We start from the raw sequence: 20,419 nt of genomic DNA, 5'->3' as shown, positions 1-20,419 counted from the left end.
TTTAATCAGGCATTTTCTAAGTCTGCAATCACGATTTTTTTCATATTCATCATTGCGTTCATTACCTTTAAGCCTTTTGTTCGGTCTTCACCATTCATCAATTCCAGTAATTTCTTGGGTACAATTTGCCAGCTCATTCCGAACTGATCTTTGAGCCAGCCACACATCGATTCTCTTCCGCCATTGGCAATCAAAGAATTCCATAAATGATCTGTTTCTTCCTGATCATCGGTCATTACAACCATAGATATTCCTTCATTAAAATCAAACTGATGATCAAAAGAATTGTCCATACAGAAAAAAGAATAGCCATTAATTTCAAAATCAGCATGTTGCACATTCTCCGGAATTTCGTGCGTTTCATTTTCAACGCCTTCTCCATATTTTAAAACCCCGCCAATTTTAGAATTCGGGAAAATTTTGGTGTACAATTGCATCGCTTCCAGAGCTTTGCCATTATTTTGGTGAATGAACATTAAATTAGGAACGAGTTTTTGATCGCCTAAATTTTCAGCGAGACAAATTTGCCAGGTTACACCAAAATGATCTCGAACCCAACCGTATTTTTTACTCCACGAATATTCACCCAATTCCATTAAAATAATTCCACCTTGCGAGAGATTTTCCCAATATTTCTGGACTTCTTCTTCGGTTTCACATAGAACCATAAAAGAAATTGATGCATTTTTTTCAAACTGTGGACCGGCATTGAGAATCATGAATTGCTGCCCAAAAAGTTCAAGATTCAAAACTACTGAAGTGTCGGTTGTAATTTTCCCACCAAATGTTTGGGTATAGAACATTGCGGCTTCTTTTCCGTTTCCATCAAACCAAAGACAGGGAAATATATTATTGTTCATTTTAAGTTTTTATAGAAAAAAACAGCATTTGTTATGCTGTTCGTTATTTAATTTTTCTCGACATATTTGTGAAAACGGTCTAAGATCGCATACCAACCAGTTCGCTGCATTTCCCTTGAATATTGAGCTTCCGGTTGAAAAACTTCTATAACTTCCGTTGTATTTTCGTCAATTTTTCTGAAATGAACTTCAATTAACCGGCCATCATCTAATTTGCTTTTTACAGATTCCTGATCTATAATTTCATTGATGATCCCTGAAAAATTATAGCCAAAACTATTGTCTTTGCACTCCAACCGGTAATCGAAACGCCCACCTTCGCGAAAATCAATCGTGGCTTTTGGACAGTGCCAATTTGGGGTTGTAAAATTCCACTTCACAATATGTTTAGCATTATAGAAATAATCCCAAACTTTATGAATAGGTTGCAGAATAATAATATCAATCGTGATCGGCTCCATATATAGTAATTTTTCTAAAAATACGGAATTTTATTTAAAGCTAATTCGGTGAAGCGCTGTTATAAGCTAATTGTTTTCAACATGCTTATGAAAATTATTTAAAATTGCATACCATCCGTCGCGTTGCATATCTCGGGGTTGCGATGGATCGGGCTCAAAAATTTCGATCACTTTGGTCGTGTTTGCATCGATATTTTCGAATATTACCTCTACTTTTCTGCCATCACTCAAATGATATTTAATTTTCTGAAGGGGAATGATCTCATCATACGTTCCGGTGTAATCAAAACCGAAAGATGCATCCTTTGCTTCCATTCTGTAATTGAAATCTCCGCCTGCTTTTAAATTATTTTCGGCAGAGGGACAAACCCATTCCTCAGTGGCAAAATTCCATTTGGTAATGTGTTCGGGGTCCGTGAAGAAATCCCAGACTTTATTTACAGGTTTTAAAATGGTAATATCAATTTTTATGAGGTCCATATTTTTTATTTAGATTTAAAGATAAAAATTTATTTAAAAACTTAAAAAGAAGCATCAAAATTACATCCAGACAAAATCTTCATGAACTCGCGAAAGATTGTTTATTTTATATCATTTAAAATAATGATAGTTGAATACCCTTTTGTCCTTTGGGTTTTTCAGCATCTCCAAAAACTTTTTTACCGCCATATTTCCAGGAATTGGCGCGCTCTTCTTCAATGACTTCATTGATATCAAAGTTTGGTGTAAAGTTTTCCTCCGCTTTCGAAATGAGTCGATGTAATTTTTCAACAGATTGAAGTTTATCAGAATTTCCCAGTTTTGATTTTTCAATTCCTTTTTGCAGAATTGAAATGGTTTCATCATAAATTTTGAGCGGAACCGGAAACGGATGACCATCTTTTCCACCATGTGCGAAAGCGAATCTTGCAGGATCTTGAAATCTAGACGGTGCGCCATGAATGACTTCGCTGACCAAAGCTAAACTTTGTAAAGTTCTGGGTCCAACTCCTTTCAATAACAAGAGTTCTTCAAAATTTTCGGGTTGCGTTTCTCTCGTGATGTGTAATAATGCACCCAAACGTTTAAGATCGACGTCTGCAGCCTGAATATCGTGATGTGCAGGTAGAATCAAACGCGCAAAATCAGACATGATTTTTTCTGAATTGGTGTGTGAAATTTCGAGAATTCCGGATCTATTTTCTTTGGCGTCATGAGCAGTCAGATTTAAGATTTTTCCCTGATTAATTCCCGAAATTCCAGTATGCGGTTCTTCAATAAATGATTTTAAGTTTTCTGAATGCCAATGATAACGGCGCGCAGTTTTATCTTTTACATTCATTCCCTGCTGAATTACGGTCCAGTTTCCTTCGTCACTCACCAAAAAATTATGAGTGTATAATTGATAACCGTCTTGAAGTGCTGTGGTGTCAACTTTGGCAGAAAGTTTACTCGCACGAATTAATTCTGTTCCATTTAAACCGGTGCTTTCAGAAATCTTCAAAAGTTGATTGGGAGTTGCAAGCGATTGTTTGCCTTTGCCACCCGCAATATAAATTCCGAGAGCTTTTGCATTGGGATTTACAACTCTTTTTAAAGCACCCATAACGGAAGTTGTAACGCCGGAAGAATGCCAATCCATTCCCATAACTGCGCCAAAACATTGAAACCAAAACGGATCGCTCATTCTGCGCAATACTTCATTTTTACCATAATCACTCAATAAAACTTCGAAAACCGCCAAACCAAGTTTAGACATCCGTTCGTAAAGCCATTGCGGAACATAGCCATAGTGAAGTGGTAAATCTGCAGAACCTGAACGTTTCATATTGAGAAATTGGACTTCTAAGTTTGGATCTTAAAATAAAAAACCTTGTCAAGTTTTAATTCCTGACAAGGCTAAAACTATCTTTTAAAAGGTTTATTTTAAAGCGTTCAAAGCATTTTCATAGTTTGGTTCCTGAGCGATTTCCGGAACCTGTTCGGTGTACAGAACTTTTCCGTTCTCATCCGTAACAATTACCGCTCTGCTCAATAAACCCTGCATTGGTGAGTCGATCATGGTAACGCCATAATCATCGCCGAAAGTTCCACGGAAATCTGAGAGATTCACGACATTATCTAATCCTTCAGCTGCACAAAATCTGTTTAATGCAAAAGGTAGATCTTTAGAAACGTTGATCACTACGGTATTATTTAATCCAGAAGCTTCCTCATTGAATTTTCTCGCAGAAGCAGCGCAAACTCCGGTATCGATACTGGGGAAAATATTAAAAATGATCCTCTTTGAAGAAAAATCATCGTTCGTCATTTCTTTTAGATCTTTGCTGATCAAATTGAATTTTTTTACTGTACTGCCAACTGCCGGCAATGAACCGATCGTATGAACTGCACCACCGTGCAATGTAATATCTGCCATAATTCTAATTATTTTATTTACCCAAATTTACTGAATATTTTAGAGGTTGTGATCTCAATAAAAGTTAAAATATTCTTAAATCAGTTCTCAAAAATTAAAGAAAAAGCAATATCATCTTCTTCGTTTTATACTTATCACTCGACAAAAGCGAAAATCCCGCAATAGGGATCGCAACGGAAATCCCGCAGCCTCGACTCGTCTTGCAAAGGCGGGGCGAGGCGAGGAATTGGAGAGAAGAGCCCGACCGACCAAATTTTTAGCCTGGGAAAAGGTGTGGGGGAAAATCTTGGGCGGGATTGCCCTAAAATTTAAATATTTCAGTAAATTTGTAATTCTTAAATTTTTAATAAAAATATATTATAATGTCAGAAAATTCAAAAATCGTCTATACGTTGACAGACGAAGCGCCGATGTTGGCAACTCATTCATTTTTACCTATTGTAAAAGCGTTTACCAAAACGGCAGCGATTGAAATTTTACCTAAAGATATCTCCTTGGCCTCGAGAATTTTAGCCAATTTTCACGAATTTTTGAATGAAGATCAAAAAGTAGAAGACGCATTGGCGGAACTGGGAGAAATGGTTTCAAAATCTGACACCAATATTATTAAATTACCGAATATTTCTGCATCTTCTCCACAGTTGGAAGCAGCGATCGCTGAATTGCAGAAACATGGTTTCGCGGTTCCGAATTATCCGGCAGAACCAAAAAATGCAGAGGAAGAAGCCATTAAAACGAAATATGCAAAAGTTTTGGGAAGTGCGGTAAATCCTGTACTTCGTGAGGGAAACTCAGACAGAAGAGCGCCAAAAGCAGTAAAAAACTACGCCAAAGCAAACCCACACCGAATGGGAGCTTGGAGCGCAGATTCTAAAACGAAAGTTTTGCACATGACAGAAGGTGATTTTTATGGTACGGAGAAATCGGTAACCCTAGAAAAAGACTCCCAATTCAAAATTGAGTTTTTCGGAAACGACGGTTCTGTAAAAGAATTGAAAGGTCTCGCTCCACTAAAAGCTTTGGAAATTATTGATTCTTCGAAAATGAGTATTTCGGCTTTGAAAACTTTTGTGGCTGAATCTATCGCAGAAACAAAAGCTGCGAATGTACTTCTATCAGGACATTTAAAAGCGACCATGATGAAAGTTTCTGATCCAATTATTTTCGGAGCCATGGTTCAGGTTTATTTTAAAGCGATTTTTGAAAAATATAGCGATTTATTTAAAGAATTGGACATCAATCCTAATAATGGTCTTCAAAATTTATTGGAGAAAGTTAAAGGAAATTTAAATGAATCAGCCATCAAAGCAGATATTGCCGCAGCGCTGCAAAACGGACCTGCTGTTGCAATGGTGAATTCTGAAAAAGGAATTACCAATTTCCACGTTCCTTCCGACATTATTGTTGATGCTTCTATGGCAGCATTGATCAGAGGCGGCGGAAAAATGTGGAACAAAGCGGGACAGGAAGAAGATACGATCGCAATGATCCCGGATCGCAGTTATGCAGGTTTTTACCAGGCAGCGATTGATGACATGAAAAAACACGGAGCATTAGACGTAACGACTATCGGCTCAGTTCCTAATGTTGGATTAATGGCGCAACAAGCTGAAGAATATGGTTCTCACAACAAAACATTCCAAATGACTGCTGACGGAAAAGTAAAAGTTTCCGACGCCGATGGAAATGTTTTCTTGGAACAGGATGTGGAGAAAGGAGATATTTTCAGAATGTGTCAAACCAAAGATGCACCGATTCAGGATTGGGTGAAACTGGCTGTAAACAGAGCGCGCCTATCTGACACTCCAGCAATTTTCTGGTTAGATGATCAAAGAGCGCATGACCGTGAAATGATCAAAAAAGTAGAGAAATATTTAAAAGATTATGACACCAATGGTTTGGATATCAGAATTTTAAATATTGAAGATGCGATGCATTTTACTTTAGACAGAATTCGTCAAGGTTTAGATACCATTTCAGTTTCCGGAAATGTTTTGAGAGATTATCTGACCGATCTGTTTCCTATTTTAGAACTGGGAACTTCGGCGAAAATGCTTTCCATAGTTCCATTGATGAATGGAGGTGGTTTATTTGAAACCGGAGCGGGAGGTTCTGCACCAAAACATATCGAACAGTTCATCGAAGAAGGTTATTTGCGATGGGATTCCTTAGGGGAATTTATGGCACTGCAAGCGAGTCTGGAACATTTGGCACAAACGCAGCATAATAATAAATCACAGGTTTTGGCAGATGCTTTGGATCTGGCTAATGAGAAATTTTTAGCCAATGATAAATCACCTTCCAGAAAAGTTGGTTCGATTGATAACAGAGGTTCACACTTTTATCTGGCGATGTATTGGGCGGAAGCTTTAGCCAATCAAACGAAAGATGCTGAACTTTCTCAGAAATTTGCACCAATTGCTAAAGCGTTGCAAGAAAATGAGTCAAAAATCAATGAAGAATTAATCGGTTCTCAAGGAAAAGCACAGGATATTGGCGGATATTATCAGCCGAATTTCCAGAAAACGGATGAGGCGATGCGACCTTCGGAAACTTTGAACGCTATTATTAATTCGATTTAATTTAAAAAAAATATTCTTAAATAAGACTCTTCATTTATTTGGAGAGTCTATTTTTTGTACCATATCTAATATGAAAAAAATTCTCTATTTTTGTTTAAACTAAAAAGCAAATACCATGAAAAAATTAATGATGAGCATTCTTGCCCTCACTTTGATCAGTTGTACGAAAAGTGAAACGAAGACAGAGGAAAAATCAGGCGGTATATCTGACCTCGTTTCCGGTGTTAAAAACTACAGCGAAATAAGTAAATCGGTGGACGAAGTTTCTAAAAACATCGAGGTTTTAAAGAAAACAACTCCACTTTCTAACGAAGAATTAAAAGCGATTTTACCAGAGAGTTTGCTCGGACTGAAAAGAACCGAGATTTCTGTAGGCGATACTTCAATGATGGCTCTTACGACTGCGGAAGCCAAGTACAAATCAGAAGATCGAAAATCGATCGACGTACAAATAATGGATGGTGCCGGTGAAATGGGATCTGCAATGGTTTCCTCCATGATGATGGGATTGGGCGGAAATCGTGAAAAAACCACTGAAAATGGATTTGAAAAAACCACGGAAATCGATGGAATGAAAGCCTTAGTTTCCGAGGAAAAAAGTGGAGAAAACGTCAGTTCAAAAATTCAGGTCATTGCAAAAAAACGATATCTTTTTACTATGAGTGGCGAAGGAATTTCTTACGAGGATCTATTAAAAGCATTTGGCGAAATCAATACTTCCGGATTAAAATAAATTTGATTTAAAACTAACAACCCTTTCTGCATCGAAGCAAAAAGGGTTTTTTATATTTATTAAATTTCTTTAAATAAAAGAAATTTACATCATTTTCAAATTGTTAACTTCTAATTCTGACAAAATTCTCCAGTGTCCACGTTTGATGTTTTTCTTAGTCAACCCTGCAAACATTACACGATCCAGCAATTCAACTTCATAACCAAGTCTTGTAAAAATTCTGCGCACTACCCGATTCCAACCAATGTGGATCTCAATTCCGATTTCATTTTTAGGTTTTCCTTCGATGTAAGAAATACTGTCAACTTCAGCAACACCTTCTTCTAAACGAATTCCTTCTGCGATTGCATTTAAATCAGCTCTGTCTAATTTCCGATCTAAAGTAACATGATATATTTTCTTCATGTTGAATGATGGATGCGTCAATTTCTTCGTCATATGGCCATCATTTGTAAGCAAAATAACCCCAGTCGTAGAACGGTCTAATCTTCCCACTGGAAAAACTCTGTACGGAGACGCGTTTGCAACAAGATCCATTACGGTTTTTCTGGCTTTTTCGTCCTTCGTTGTAGAAATATATCCTTTTGGTTTATTCAACAAAATATAAACGGGTTTTTCCGGGGTAATTCCCTGACCGTCGAAAATAACTTTATCTGTTTTTTGAACCTGGTAACCCATTTCAGTGACAACAGTACCATTCACCTGAACTAAGCCCTGCGTAATTAATTCATCGGCTTCTCTTCTCGAACAAATCCCTGAATTGGCAATATATTTATTTAAACGAATAGATTCTTTTGGAACCTCTTTCGCTAACTTATCAAATCTTCTTTTTTGAACGAAATTTCTTGTTTTTTCTCCTTCATCAACAGGTCTTTCGTAGTTTTTGAAAAGTTTTGTCGTGCGGGTTTTATCGTCGCCTTTTACAAATTTTCCTCCTGCACCAAAAGATTTCCCAACTCTTTTACCAGCTGGTTTCGCATGTCTTTCATATGATTTATCGTAGCTTTTCGCTTCCGCCTGTGACATTAATCTTGGTTCTCTGGGAGTTTTTGGAGCTTTGGGCTCTTTGCTTTCTTCTGATTTTTCAGGACGTGGTCGCGTAGATTTTTGTGCACGTGGTTTCGCGGTACTTCCGGAATTGGAAATTTTGCTTATTCTTTGTGGCTTACTTTTACTATTTCTATCTCTGCTCATGTTCTGAAAAATTTATCTGCAAAGATAAGGTATTTTTTAGTTCTTTTTGCGGGGCTTTGAAATCGATCCCATTCTTTTTTGAAAAGAAACCATCGTAGAATAAAACCTTTAAATAAAGTGAAAAAAAGTAAATTAGAATCTTACAATAATTCCGTCCATTAACATGGCGATAATACCTATGAACACCCAGATTCTAAGTATGTTGAGAACAAAGAAATTGCTTTTTTTGTAAGGGTTCAAAAGCAGATACAAAGCAAATACAAGCACCAGTAATCCGCCGGCAAAATAAAGATTCATGATATTGTGAATTCCTTCTTTGCTGATGATCAAAGTGGAGATCCACATTAAAAGAACAGAAATAACTCCCAGAATAACCTGAGAAACTTTACTTCCGAACTGATTTGGAATCGTAGCATAACCAAACATTTTATCAGCATTCTTCGTTAAAAGATCTTTGATAATGTCGATCATTAAAAGAATTAAAAACAAAAAAATCGCCATCAAAAATATTTTGGCTGAAAATGTTTTATAATAGATCCACATTCCAAAAAAGGGATAAACAGTCAGCGTTACAAAAGTGAGATTATTAATGATCAAAACTTTGCTAAGCTTGTGACTGTAAAACCACATGAAGAACTGGTAGGTCAAAAAGAAGAAGAATACACGCGGAGAGATGAGAAATGCGATTCCAAGGGAAACTAAATTTAAGGTAAGATAAGCGTAGAGAAAATATTTCTGCTTTAAAAATTTTTGAATTCTTGTTCGGAAAGGTTTCGTCAACTGATCTTTTTCCCGATCGTAAAACTGGTTGATAATTCCGCCTGCCAAAATACTTAGAACGGTGCAGAAAATAATGCCGTGAACTCTAAAATCAAAGACAAAATTTCGTACGCTTTCTTCTCTGCTGAAGAGAAAAAAAGTAGAAACATACAAAGCAAATGTTAAGAGTAAAGCAACAAAAACACGCGCTCCCAAGAGGAAACCTATCAATTGCGAAATTCTGTAAAAGAGAGGATTATTCATAAAAAAAGCCGAATAAATGTAAAATAGATTGCAAATTTTCCGACTTCAATTTCTAGAATCTGTAGATGACTTCTTTGTGAAAACCTTCGAGCATTTTCTCAGCTTTCTCGTAATCTTTGGTAAAGCCTAAAATATAACCGCCGCCGCCGCTTCCGCAGAGTTTGAGGTAATAAGCATTCGTATCGAGACCTTTTTTCCAGACTTTATAAATGCTTTCCGGAATCATGGGTTTGAAATGTTCATATGCCCAAACAGAAAGACTTTTTAAATTTCTGAAAAGTGGTGTCATTTCTTTTTTCAGGAAAGCTTCGATACATGCATTATTGTAGCGAATAAACTCTTCTTTCATGGTTTTCCGGAAACCTTCAGTCTTCATTTTTTCAAAGAAAATTTGAACCATTGGTCCAGTTTCGCCCGTCATTCCAGAATCGATCAAGAAAATGGCACCTTTGCCAGCTTCACTTGCTGGGATCAAAACTTTATTTACATTTTCCTTATTTTCAATTAAAATAGGAAGATTCATGTAGCAAATGAGTGGATCAATTCCAGAACTTTTTCCGTGGAAAAAACTTTCCATTTCACCGAAAATCATTTTGAGATCTTTCAATTCGTCTTTCGAAATATGTTCAGGAAGATAAGTTTTAACAGAATAACGTTCAAAAATTGCTGCGACTAAAGCACCAGAACTCCCAACACCATAACCTTGCGGAATATTGGAGTCAAAGAAAAGTCCTTTGCGAATGTCTTTTTGAAATTTTGAAATACTAATTTTATAGGCTTCAGGAAGTTCCAGATCTTTGAGATAATTGGCATATTTCAGCAAAGATTCATTTGATTCTTTCTCAAAATCACTATCTAAATCAGAAAATTTCAGCGCACCTTTATAAAAACTATACGGCAAAGTAAGTCCCTGTGAATCTTCAATAATGCCGTATTCACCGAACAATAAGATTTTTGCGTAAAATAAAGGATTGGTCATCGTTTTTAATCTGTTTTCCTGTTGCAAATATACAACATTTCTGATTATCAATAAATTAAGTTATCAAAGTGTGGACCAAGATGTCAATTGTTATTTATGAGCTTTTAATTTGAGGAACCTTATCAATATTAAACCGATTGCAAAAAAGACAGACATCCCAATGAATGCGTAATGCATATTGTGAAATTTCTGAATGGTAAGACCGAAAATAAGGGATCCTAAAATAATTGCCAGCTTCTCTAAAACATCGTAAAAACTAAAATAAGTCGTATTGTCCATCGAATCTTCCGGTAATAATTTCGAATAAGTTGAACGGGACATTGCCTGTAAACCACCCATTACTAGACCTATGAATGCTGCCAAAATATAAAACTGCATCTCAACTTTAGGATTTTCCTTATTCAGGAAAAAGGCAGAAAGACAACAGATGATCCAGATTCCGACCGCGATGCTGATCACATTTTTATTTCCTATAGATCTTGATAATCTGGAAAAAGCCAAAGCACCAAAAATGGCCACGATCTGAATAACTAAAATTGTAATGATCAATTTGTACTGATCTTCTTCTTTCGTGAAAATTTCTGAGGTTCCGAACAAGGTCGCCATCAAGAAAATAGTTTGCATCCCAATGCTGTAAAAGAAAAAGGAGGATAGAAAAAACTTCAGATTTCTGTCCTTAAATAATTCTCTTCCTACTTTAAACAATTCGCGGAAACTTTCCTTCGCAACATCTTTGTAAAAGGCTAAATTATCTTTAATTACTTCGAAAATTCCGCCGTGCTCTTCGTGTTTTTCGAAGATGTTTTTATAATTTAAAAGCACAAGATCTTTTGGCAATTTATCCTTAACCAAACCGAATTGTGGCAAATATCTGAAGGTGTATTGTGAAAAGCCAAACCACCAAGCTCCAGTGATCAGGAAAGTGATCCTTGTATAAATTTTAGTTTCTTCCGGCGTTTTTGCTACCACCTGAATTAGCAATAAACAAAGAATTAATAAAATTACAGAACCAATATAACCGTAAACATAACCTTTTGCAGAAAGCGCATCCTGTTTATCGGGCGTTGCGATATCGGGTAAAAACGAGTTGTAGAAGACTAAACTCCCCCAAAAACCAACACTTGCAGTCACACTAAACAGTAAACCCAAAAATACATTTTGCATTCCCGTAAACATGGCTAAACCCATACAAGAACAAGATCCCAAATAGCAGAAAAACTGTAGAAATGATTTTTTGTTGCCGATCGTATCTGCTAATGAAGATAATATGGGCGAAATTACAACAACGATCAAAAAAGATAAAGTTAAGGAAAAACTAAAAATCGCAGTGGGTTCGTAAGAATTGCCCAAAATATTGATCATGTGTGGAACAGGAACCTCTTTCCATTCGCCGGAAGCTTCAATAAAGACTTTCTTTTTATATGCAGTGGTAATAATAGAATAATAAATAGGAAAAATCGTGGAGGTAATTACCAGAGAGTATACAGAATTTGCCCAGTCGTAAAAAGCCCAGGCTTTCATGATCTTCGGATTATTCTTTATATTTGGCTTTTGCAAATCGGCGTTTTCTGACATTTTGAAATAATTAGTTGAACAAAAATAAAAAAACCATTAAGATATCAATGAAAAAATGTCATTAATAATTCTTAATGGTTTACACTTTAAAAATTAAGAGGAATTACATGTTCTCGATAACGATCGCACTCGCTCCACCACCGCCGTTGCAAATAGCAGCTGCGCCGTATTTTCCGTTATTTTGTTTTAGAATATTGATTAAACTAACGATGATTCTTGAACCTGAACTTCCCAGTGGATGACCCAGCGAAACTGCGCCGCCATTCACATTTACTTTTGCAGAATCAAGTCCTAAAATTTTGTTATTGGCTAAACCTACAACTGCAAATGCTTCGTTGAATTCGAAGAAATCGATATCAGAAATTTCGAGACCGGCTTTTTTTAGAGCGATCGGTATTGCTTTTGACGGGGAAGTTGTAAACCATTCCGGCGCTTGAGCTGCATCTGCATAAGAAACAATTCTGGCTAAAGGTTTCAATCCCAATTCTTCCATTTTTTCTTTAGACATTAAGACCAAAGCAGAAGCACCATCATTTAAAGTAGAAGCATTTGCTGCAGTTACCGTCCCATTTTCTTTTTGGAAAACAGTAGCCAGACTTCCTATTCTATCGAAATTAACCGATTTATATTCTTCGTCTTCTTTAAAAATAATTGGATCTCCTTTTCTTTGTGGAATTTCGACAGAAACAATTTCGTCATTAAATTTCCCTTCGCTCCAGGCTTTTGCGGAACGTTTGTAAGATTCAATTGCGAAATTATCCTGATCTTCTCGTGTAAAACCATATTCAGCTGCACATTTTTCAGCGCAAACTCCCATGTGAACTTTTCCGTAAACATCGGTTAAACCGTCGAGAACCATTCCGTCCTGCATTTTCACGTCACCCAATTTGGTAGCGACTCTTGCGTTGTAGTAATGCGGAACTGAGGACATATTTTCCATTCCACCTGCTATGATAACATCTTGATCACCAGATTTAATAGATTGTGCAGCCATCATTACTGCCTTCATTCCAGATGCGCAAACTTTATTAATGGTAGTTGCAGGAGTTTCTTCAGACAATCCTGCTCCCATTGCAGCTTGACGAGCCGGAGCTTGACCTTCACCTGCTTGCAAAACATTTCCCATATACACTTCCTGAACCAGTTTCGGATCAAGATTTATTTTTTCTAAAGCGCCTTTAATAGCGGTTGAACCTAATTTCGTAGCCGGAACAGCTGATAAACTTCCCATGAAACTTCCCATTGGAGTTCTTGCTGCAGAAACGATGAATACTTCTTTCATAAATAGATTTTATATTTTTTACAGATGCCTTTAAACTTGAATTTTTCAGGTTGTAAGCTTTGATTTTCAGTACGCCAAATTACAAAAAAAAACACACTTTCGGAAAAGCATGTTTTATCTTATTTTAAAGGTAATTCTTAATGATTTACGGCGGCGATTTCTTCCGGTTTATGCTCATGCTTAAACATGACCGCAAATAATACTGCAATTACTAAAGCGTACCCTGCGAAAACGAGCCATATTTCGTGCCACATTTTATCACCATTTGTTAGCGTGAAGTATTTCTGAATCATCCAACCGCTGGCTAAACTACCTGCAATTGCGCCGAAACCATTGGTCATCATCATGAATAATCCTTGAGCCGACGAACGAATTTTATAATCTGTAGTTGTTTCCACGAAAAGTGAACCTGAAATATTGAAAAAATCGAATGCCATTCCATAAATAATACAGGAAAGAACAATTAATCCTAAACCAATTCCAACAGGAACTCCGTAAGCAAAAAGTCCAAAACGTAAAACCCACGCAAACATAGAAAGCAACATCACATTTTTAATTCCATATCTGCTGAGAAAGAAAGGAATTGCGAGGATAAATAATGTTTCAGAAATCTGAGATATGGACAAAATTAACGTAGATCTTTCTACGACGAAACTGTTTTTATACTCTGGAATTTTCCCAAAATCCGACAAGAAAATATCACCGTACATATTGGTCAACTGAAGTGCGGCGCCTAAAAACATAGAGAAGAAAAAGAACAATGCCATCTTGTAATCTTTGAATAAAGAAAAAGCATTTAAACCTAATTTCTCCGATAAAGATGCCTTCTCAGGAATTAAATTTTGAGGCGGACATTTTGGTAAAGTGAACGCATAAATACCCAAAATGATAGCAATTACGGCAGCGATATAAAACTGATTTCCAGAAGCTTTATTTCCTGTAAGGTTGGTAATCCACATTGCGACGATAAATCCAATTGTTCCCCAAACACGAATGGGTGGAAAAACTTTTACCACATCATAATTATTATTTTTCAGAATGTAATAGGCAATTGAATTGGAAAGGGAAATTGTAGGCATGTAAAACATCATCGCAAGAAGCATTACCCAAAAAAAATTATCTGCAGTGGTAACAGTAGGCAAGAAGCAGAGTGTAATTCCATACAAAATGTGCAAAATCCCAAATAATTTTTCTGCGTTGATCCATCGGTCGGCAATAATACCGGTTAATGCAGGCATAATAATAGAAGCGATCCCCAAAGTGGTGAACACTTTTCCAAAATCTTCACTTCCCCATTGTTTCGTTCCAAACCAATAAACGCTGATTGTAATTAACCAGGCTCCCCACACAAAAAACTGCAGGAAGGACAATATGGTAAGTCTTAATTTTAAATTCATAATTTATTTATAAAATTTCTTATTCTATTTTTTTATTTCGTCTTTTTATCTCCTGTTGCAATTCTAACGCAGCATCGAAATCTTCATCTTTTACGGCGTCTTCCAGTAATTTATGCAGATCTTCTAAGGGAAAGGATGCTAAATCTCCTTCTGAAGCGATAGGAGAAAATTCTGCTTCTGTTGTTCCCGGATCATCAAGTTCCAACAAAATACCTGCTTCACTAAGAACTTGTGGAGTGGTATAAATAGGAACCTCAAAGCGCACTGCCATTGCGACGGCATCGGAAGTTCGGGCATCTAAGATCAACTCTTCGCCATTCAAATTATTTTTGAAATTGATGTTTGAAAAAAAGACACCATCAATAATTTGATAGATAATAACCGAAGTTATCGTGAAATTGGCAGAAGTCACAAATTTCGCAAACAGATCGTGCGTTAATGGTCGTGGCGGATGAATATCTTTCTCTAAACCTAAAGAAATTGACTGTGCTTCGAAATTCCCTATTACGACAGGTAATTTTACGTTGGTTTCCTCATGTTCCAAAAGAAGCGCGTAAGCTCCCGATTGTGTTTGGCTGTAAGAAATTCCACGTATGATTAATCGTTTGTAATCCATAGCTACAAATATAAATGAATTTTTAGATTAGGGATTTATTTTCAAAAGTTTTATGAGAATTATTTAACTAATTATGAAGTAAATCATTAAATCGCTAAGTTTTAGGAATATCATTCAAATTGATGACGATGGTGAATGTACTTCCCTTTTCGGTGCTTTGTTTTTTAACGTGCGCATTCATAAATCGTATTCTGGAATCAATATTGCTCAAACCGATCCCTTTTGACAATGAATTGATCGTAAATCCTTTGCCATCATCTTTCACAGAAATTTCAATGAAAGGGTGATCGTATGTAATGGTGACGTGAGCAACTTTGGCTTCCGAATGTTTCACCACATTATTTAGCAATTCCTGCACGATCCTGTAAATATGAGTTTCTATCGTATCGGTGAGTTCGATCTCTTTGTCTGAAAATTTAAAAATGACTTTAATTTTATAAAGGTCTGCGACCTTTTTACAAAAATTATCTACCGCACCCACAAGACCGTAATTGGTAAGCGACGAAGGAGAAAGATTGTGCGAGATCTCTCTGATCTGTTGACAGGATTTATCGATTATTTTAGATAAATTCTGTAGAACATCGTCATTATTTGGATTACTGTTTTCGGTCTCCAAATATGTTAAATTTAATTTAATGGCAGATAGATCACCAGCAATTCCGTCATGAAGTTCTTCTGCAATTCTTTTTCTTTCTTTTTCCTCCCCTTCCAGTAAACCCTGAATTTTGCTGATCTCCTGTTGATGGTTATGTCTCGTCACCACCGCACGAATTCTGTTTTTTTCATCATTCATCAATTTAATTTTGAAGGCTAAACCGAGGCTGAAAAATATGGTTTCTATGATGATTCCGACAAAGAAAAAAAGAATTGGATTGGTCAAATTTAAAGCAGGCACAAAAGTTCCTGCAAAAGCAGTTAAAGCACAGATGACAAATGAACAAACTCCAACGAGAAAGAAATATTTATGTTTCCCCGAATATTTCATGGCTTTCACAACACTGAGAATAAAAATAGTGAGCAACACGGGAAGATATATGAAAGTGTATAGGGAAATATAGAGATCTGCATCTCCCATAAAATAAGTCAAGACTGCGAAAAAAAGGAATAAGACTCCCAAAAATTTGAAAATCCATCGAACCCTTTTAAAAAATTTTTTCCGTTTATCTAAATCTAAAAAATAAAGCGCAAAAAAGGAATAAAAATTATAAAATACAACCTGAATAAAAAAATTGAAAATATCTGTAAAAACAACCGCATGTTCCGTTCCTATCAGGTAAGCGATCCAGCCTTGAAACTGATTGTAATAATCATCATTACGACCCAGCAGATAGATGACCAGACAAATATTATAAAGCGCATAATATTTAAAACTTTTGCTGCTGATATAAATAAAAATAACCCCGCTTACTATGATAAACAGGAGCTGGAAAGAAATGGCCATGTTCCAAACAAACACTTCCATCAATAAAAAATTTTAGGGATAATTCGCATTTAGAGTAAAATTAGTCATTTTTATCAGAAATTTAATGATTTGTATTTATAATATTAAAATGAATAACAAAAAAGCGCCAGATCTCTCTGACGCTTTTTATTTCCTTGAAAAATGTTTTATCCTTTCAAAGCCTTTATTTTCTCCGTTAATGCGGGAATTATCTGGAAGGCATCACCTACTACTCCATAATCTGCAGATTTGAAAAATGGCGCTTCCGGATCACTGTTGATGACCACAATAGTTTTAGAAGAATTTACTCCTGCCAAATGTTGAATCGCACCTGAAATTCCTATCGCCACATATAAATTCGGAGAAATTGCTTTTCCGGTTTGTCCAACATGTTCGGAGTGAGGTCTCCAGCCGATATCTGAAACGGGTTTTGAACAAGCAGTTGCTGCTCCTAAAAGGTTCGCCAGATCTTCTACCATTCCCCAGTTTTCCGGACCTTTCATTCCACGTCCTGCGGAAACTACGATCTCTGCTTCTTTCAGATCTAGTTTACCCGAACTTTGTTCGTGAGAAATTACTTTGGTATCTTCATTTGCGACTGATAGTTCTTTAATTTCTTCAGATCCTGAAACTGAATTTTCTTTTACGCCGTAAGCATTTTGAGACACCGTTACGATTACTCCTTGAGCGTCTGCTTTTGCGTGCATATAACCTTTTCCGGAGAAGGCTCTTCTTTTTACCTGAAAAGGCGAAATACTTTCCGGTGCTTCGATTACATTGGTGATCAACGAAAAACCATTCATTATCGCCAACATCGGTGCGATAGAAGAAGCATCTGTAGTGTGAGGAAAAACGATTGTATTACCGTTTGAAACTTCATTCACTGCTTGAGCATAAGCTTTTGCACTGAAATTTTTCAAACCTTCATCTTTAATATTGATCACATTGGTCGCTCCATATTTATAAAGTAAATCTGAAGGATCTGTTGGATTTACGGTAATCGCAGTCACTGTTTCGCCAGCTTGATCTGCAATTGCTTTTGCATAAGAAACCGCTTCAAAGGCCGCTTTTTTGTAAATTCCATTTATATTTTCTGCATATACGAATATTGCCATTTTTGTTGAATTTTATAGGTTAAATTTTAACTTAAATTACTTTTGCTTCCTCATGAAGTAATCTCACCAATTCGTCAAGATTATCTGCTGCAACCATTTTCACGGCAGCTCTTTGCGGAACTGAATCATAGGAAACACCTTCTACTTTTACATCAGAAGAAGCAGGTTCTACAACGACCAAAGGTTTGGATCTCGCAGACATAATTCCTCTCATGTTTGGGATGATGAGATCTTTCTCGTCAACCATTCCTTTTTGTCCGGCAATTACAGCGGGAAGCTTCACAGAAATAGTTTCTTTTCCCCCTTCGATTTCACGAACAGCGGTTGCTTCTGCGCCATTGACGTCTAAACCAACGCATGCGTTTACAAAAGGTTGATTTAATAACTGCGCAACCATTCCGGGAACGGCGCCACCATTATAATCAATAGATTCTCTTCCACAAAGAATCAAATCGTAACCACCATTTTGAGCAACATTTGCGATTTCAGTCGCTACAGAAAAACTGTCTTTCGGCTCTACATTAACTCTTATTGCATCATTTGCCCCGATTGCTAATGATTTTCTGATCACAGGTTCGGTAGTCGCATCGCCAACATTTAATACAGTTACCGCTGCACCCTGAGATTCCTGCAATTTGATCGCTTTCGTTAACGCAAATTCATCCCAAGGATTGATCACCCACTGAATTCCGGTTTTGTCGAAAGCCGATTTGTCTGCAGTAAAATTAATTTTTGAAGTAGTATCTGGAACACTACTTATACATACTAATATTTTCATTTGTCAAAGTTTAATTATTTTTTTGATAAACTTGAAACTTTACATTTCATCTTTATCATCTTGTTTTAATTTTTGTAAATATAAATATAAATACTATGCATGCATAATATATTTAAAGGAAAATATATTAACCGCATAATAATTATAGCGACTAATTATTTGGTTTTGAGGGTCTAATCTCAATTTTTGACGGCAAAGAGCGGGGATTCATTTTGAAAATATCTAAGACAAGATTTCCCAGATCTTCGGGTTGAATTTTCCAGGCATCTTTTTCAGAAGGTTCATTTCCATTAAAATGAGTAGAAACGGAACCCGGCATGATGGTAGAAACTTTGATATTGTATTTCCGAAGATCAACCATTGCAGCTTGTGTAAAACCTACTGCACCAAATTTGGAAGCATTATAGCCCGAACCTTTTTCGAAAAAATTAGTTCCTGCCAAACTCGCAATACTGATAAAATATCCTTCCGATTTTTTCAATTCTTCAACCGAAGCTTTCAATGTATAAAAAAGACCAGAAAGATTGGTTTCGATCATATCGTTCCAGTCATCAACAGAAAGTTCATCAACCGGTTTAAAAACTCCCAAACCCGCATTAGCAATCACATAATCCAATTGACCGAAGTGATTTTTTATTGCTGAAACTGCGTTTTCCTCATCCTGAAAATTCCTCACATTAGAAACGATCCCTAAAACTTTCGAAGGATCAGATGAAAGTTGAGAGACTGCATGATCTACATCTTCTTTTTTTCTACCACTGATGGCTACTCTAATTCCCTGCCCCGATAAAATTTTTGCGATCCCAAAACCGATTCCTTTTGTACCTCCCGTTATATAGGCAACTTTCCCTGTAAACATATTCTTTATTTTAAAGTTTAAATATAAAAAAAACGCCTCAGATAGAGGCGCTTTTTAACAAACATTAGTATTTGTTTTATTTTTTAATGAATTTTTCAGTTTGAACTCCTTTTTCAGTTTGAAATTTAACAAAGTAAATTCCTTTTGTAAGGTTTCTAACATCAATTTGATTATTAACCACTTTACTTGAAGAAACATTTCTTCCGGAAGCGTCAACGATTTGAACTGACTGCACTTTACTGTTAAAGTTTAAATAATCAGAGGTTGGGTTTGGTGAAATACTCACTTTATTCGAATTATAAACTTCACCTGTTCCTAATGCAGTTTCACCTTCAATTGAAAAAGATAAACCATCAAAACTTGGATCTGCTGTTAACGATGAAATATCTGTCCAATCTGTTGCTCCTGCACCAAACGCATTACGGGGATCTATTAATTTTGCTTTATTACCAACCACTGCAGCGGTATACCAATTGAATCTTGTAGTAGCAGTGTATGCGGAAAGATTTGTTTTCGCTGCAAAAACTAACCAATAGGTCGTGTTTTTGTTCAGTGTTAAAGTAGTTCCTAAAGCCAATGGCACATCAACAGTATAAACATAATTAGTTGCTGTTTTCACCAAACTGTATGCAGGAGAAGTTTTTGAAATATCAATCTTTGCAATTGGTGTTACTGCCGTGGTAGAAGGGTTTCCAGAAGGAACACCACTTGCATCACTATAGATATACATAATTAAACCGGTAGAAATTGTAGTTTCTAAATTTCCTTGATTTTGAAAACCCGTGATGTTTATTTTAGAAATTGTGCTGTTATCCGTTAAAATAAAATCGTCAGCAGTTGCAACAAAATCACCATTGGCTAGCATATCAGAAACTATTCCAGATGTACCAACAATTGGTTGTGAATAAATAACTCCAGGAGCTTTTGGTAGCAAAACCTGTGTTGATTGTGATGAACTAACAGCAGCAAAATCTTGTGCATTAGCGAAAAGGGCAAAAAATACTGCTCCTAATAAGTAAACTTTTTTCATAATATTTTAATTATTTAATTACAGACAAATATAAAAAAATTATCCGATCAAAAAAAAGAAAACGCCTCAAGTAGAGGCGTTTTCTTAACAAATTCT

The 20,419-nt window shown here is 36.2% G+C and carries 19 protein-coding genes; 2 read left to right on the top strand and 17 right to left on the bottom strand.

What is annotated here, in order from left to right; translation table 11 throughout:
- Positions 1–5: 5 nt before the first annotated feature.
- The 5 genes from IV494_RS02510 to tpx all read right to left on the bottom strand — a co-directional run bounded on the left by IV494_RS02510 (position 6) and on the right by tpx (position 3,719).
- Positions 6–860 carry a VOC family protein gene (locus tag IV494_RS02510; RefSeq protein ID WP_196078586.1) on the bottom strand — a complete coding sequence of 285 codons (855 nt, stop codon included), beginning with the start codon at positions 858–860 and terminating at the stop codon, positions 6–8.
- A 47-nt stretch (positions 861–907) separates the two neighbouring features.
- On the bottom strand, positions 908–1,321 hold the full coding sequence (locus tag IV494_RS02505; RefSeq protein ID WP_196078585.1) for an SRPBCC domain-containing protein: 414 nt from the start codon (positions 1,319–1,321) through the stop codon (positions 908–910).
- 66 nt (positions 1,322–1,387) lie between these two features.
- Positions 1,388–1,801 carry an SRPBCC domain-containing protein gene (locus tag IV494_RS02500; protein WP_196078584.1) on the bottom strand — a complete coding sequence of 138 codons (414 nt, stop codon included), beginning with the start codon at positions 1,799–1,801 and terminating at the stop codon, positions 1,388–1,390.
- A gap of 115 nt (positions 1,802–1,916) precedes the next feature.
- A complete protein-coding gene (locus IV494_RS02495) occupies positions 1,917–3,128 on the bottom strand; it encodes a DUF763 domain-containing protein (RefSeq protein WP_196078583.1) in 1,212 nt (403 codons plus the stop codon).
- A gap of 93 nt (positions 3,129–3,221) precedes the next feature.
- Entirely contained in the window at positions 3,222–3,719 is a 498-nt protein-coding gene (tpx, locus tag IV494_RS02490; RefSeq protein ID WP_196078582.1) for a thiol peroxidase, read from the bottom strand.
- 362 nt (positions 3,720–4,081) lie between these two features.
- Here tpx and IV494_RS02485 point away from each other — a divergent pair, with 362 nt between their 5' ends.
- Positions 4,082–6,301, top strand: coding sequence for an NADP-dependent isocitrate dehydrogenase (locus tag IV494_RS02485; RefSeq protein ID WP_196078581.1), 2,220 nt, complete (start codon positions 4,082–4,084; stop codon positions 6,299–6,301).
- Positions 6,302–6,416: 115 nt separating this feature from the next.
- Positions 6,417–7,034, top strand: a complete 618-nt coding sequence (locus IV494_RS02480) for a hypothetical protein (RefSeq protein ID WP_196078580.1) — start codon at positions 6,417–6,419, stop codon at positions 7,032–7,034.
- An 84-nt stretch (positions 7,035–7,118) separates the two neighbouring features.
- Here the strand turns inward: IV494_RS02480 and IV494_RS02475 are convergent, their stop codons facing one another.
- From IV494_RS02475 to IV494_RS02420, 12 genes are all read right to left on the bottom strand, one after another.
- Entirely contained in the window at positions 7,119–8,228 is a 1,110-nt protein-coding gene (locus tag IV494_RS02475) for a pseudouridine synthase (protein ID WP_230379847.1), read from the bottom strand.
- 132 nt (positions 8,229–8,360) lie between these two features.
- Complete coding sequence (locus tag IV494_RS02470; protein WP_196078579.1) at positions 8,361–9,251, bottom strand: UbiA family prenyltransferase; 891 nt, start codon at positions 9,249–9,251, stop codon at positions 8,361–8,363.
- 52 nt (positions 9,252–9,303) lie between these two features.
- Entirely contained in the window at positions 9,304–10,230 is a 927-nt protein-coding gene (locus IV494_RS02465; protein ID WP_196078578.1) for a mevalonate kinase family protein, read from the bottom strand.
- A gap of 90 nt (positions 10,231–10,320) precedes the next feature.
- Positions 10,321–11,805, bottom strand: coding sequence for an MFS transporter (locus IV494_RS02460; protein WP_196078577.1), 1,485 nt, complete (start codon positions 11,803–11,805; stop codon positions 10,321–10,323).
- A gap of 103 nt (positions 11,806–11,908) precedes the next feature.
- Positions 11,909–13,087 carry an acetyl-CoA C-acyltransferase gene (locus IV494_RS02455; protein WP_196078576.1) on the bottom strand — a complete coding sequence of 393 codons (1,179 nt, stop codon included), beginning with the start codon at positions 13,085–13,087 and terminating at the stop codon, positions 11,909–11,911.
- Between the two features lie 137 nt (positions 13,088–13,224).
- Positions 13,225–14,484 carry a nucleoside permease gene (locus IV494_RS02450; RefSeq protein ID WP_196078575.1) on the bottom strand — a complete coding sequence of 420 codons (1,260 nt, stop codon included), beginning with the start codon at positions 14,482–14,484 and terminating at the stop codon, positions 13,225–13,227.
- Between the two features lie 19 nt (positions 14,485–14,503).
- On the bottom strand, positions 14,504–15,100 hold the full coding sequence (locus IV494_RS02445) for a bifunctional nuclease family protein (protein ID WP_196078574.1): 597 nt from the start codon (positions 15,098–15,100) through the stop codon (positions 14,504–14,506).
- Between the two features lie 94 nt (positions 15,101–15,194).
- Complete coding sequence (locus IV494_RS02440; protein WP_196078573.1) at positions 15,195–16,562, bottom strand: sensor histidine kinase; 1,368 nt, start codon at positions 16,560–16,562, stop codon at positions 15,195–15,197.
- A gap of 146 nt (positions 16,563–16,708) precedes the next feature.
- The gene (locus IV494_RS02435) at positions 16,709–17,656 is read right to left on the bottom strand and encodes an electron transfer flavoprotein subunit alpha/FixB family protein (protein WP_196078572.1); all 948 of its coding nucleotides are present in this window, start codon (positions 17,654–17,656) and stop codon (positions 16,709–16,711) included.
- Between the two features lie 31 nt (positions 17,657–17,687).
- Positions 17,688–18,434, bottom strand: coding sequence for an electron transfer flavoprotein subunit beta/FixA family protein (locus tag IV494_RS02430; RefSeq protein ID WP_196078571.1), 747 nt, complete (start codon positions 18,432–18,434; stop codon positions 17,688–17,690).
- A gap of 151 nt (positions 18,435–18,585) precedes the next feature.
- Positions 18,586–19,293: an SDR family oxidoreductase gene (locus IV494_RS02425; protein ID WP_196078570.1), complete on the bottom strand. Its 708-nt coding sequence runs from the start codon at positions 19,291–19,293 to the stop codon at positions 18,586–18,588.
- A gap of 76 nt (positions 19,294–19,369) precedes the next feature.
- Complete coding sequence (locus tag IV494_RS02420) at positions 19,370–20,323, bottom strand: T9SS type A sorting domain-containing protein (protein WP_196078569.1); 954 nt, start codon at positions 20,321–20,323, stop codon at positions 19,370–19,372.
- Positions 20,324–20,419: the final 96 nt, after the last annotated feature.

Source organism: Kaistella gelatinilytica, assembly GCF_015679325.1.
Classification (GTDB): domain Bacteria; phylum Bacteroidota; class Bacteroidia; order Flavobacteriales; family Weeksellaceae; genus Kaistella; species Kaistella gelatinilytica.
Note: the sequence above shows the minus strand (reverse complement) of the source record. Positions and strands in the feature narration are given on the sequence as shown.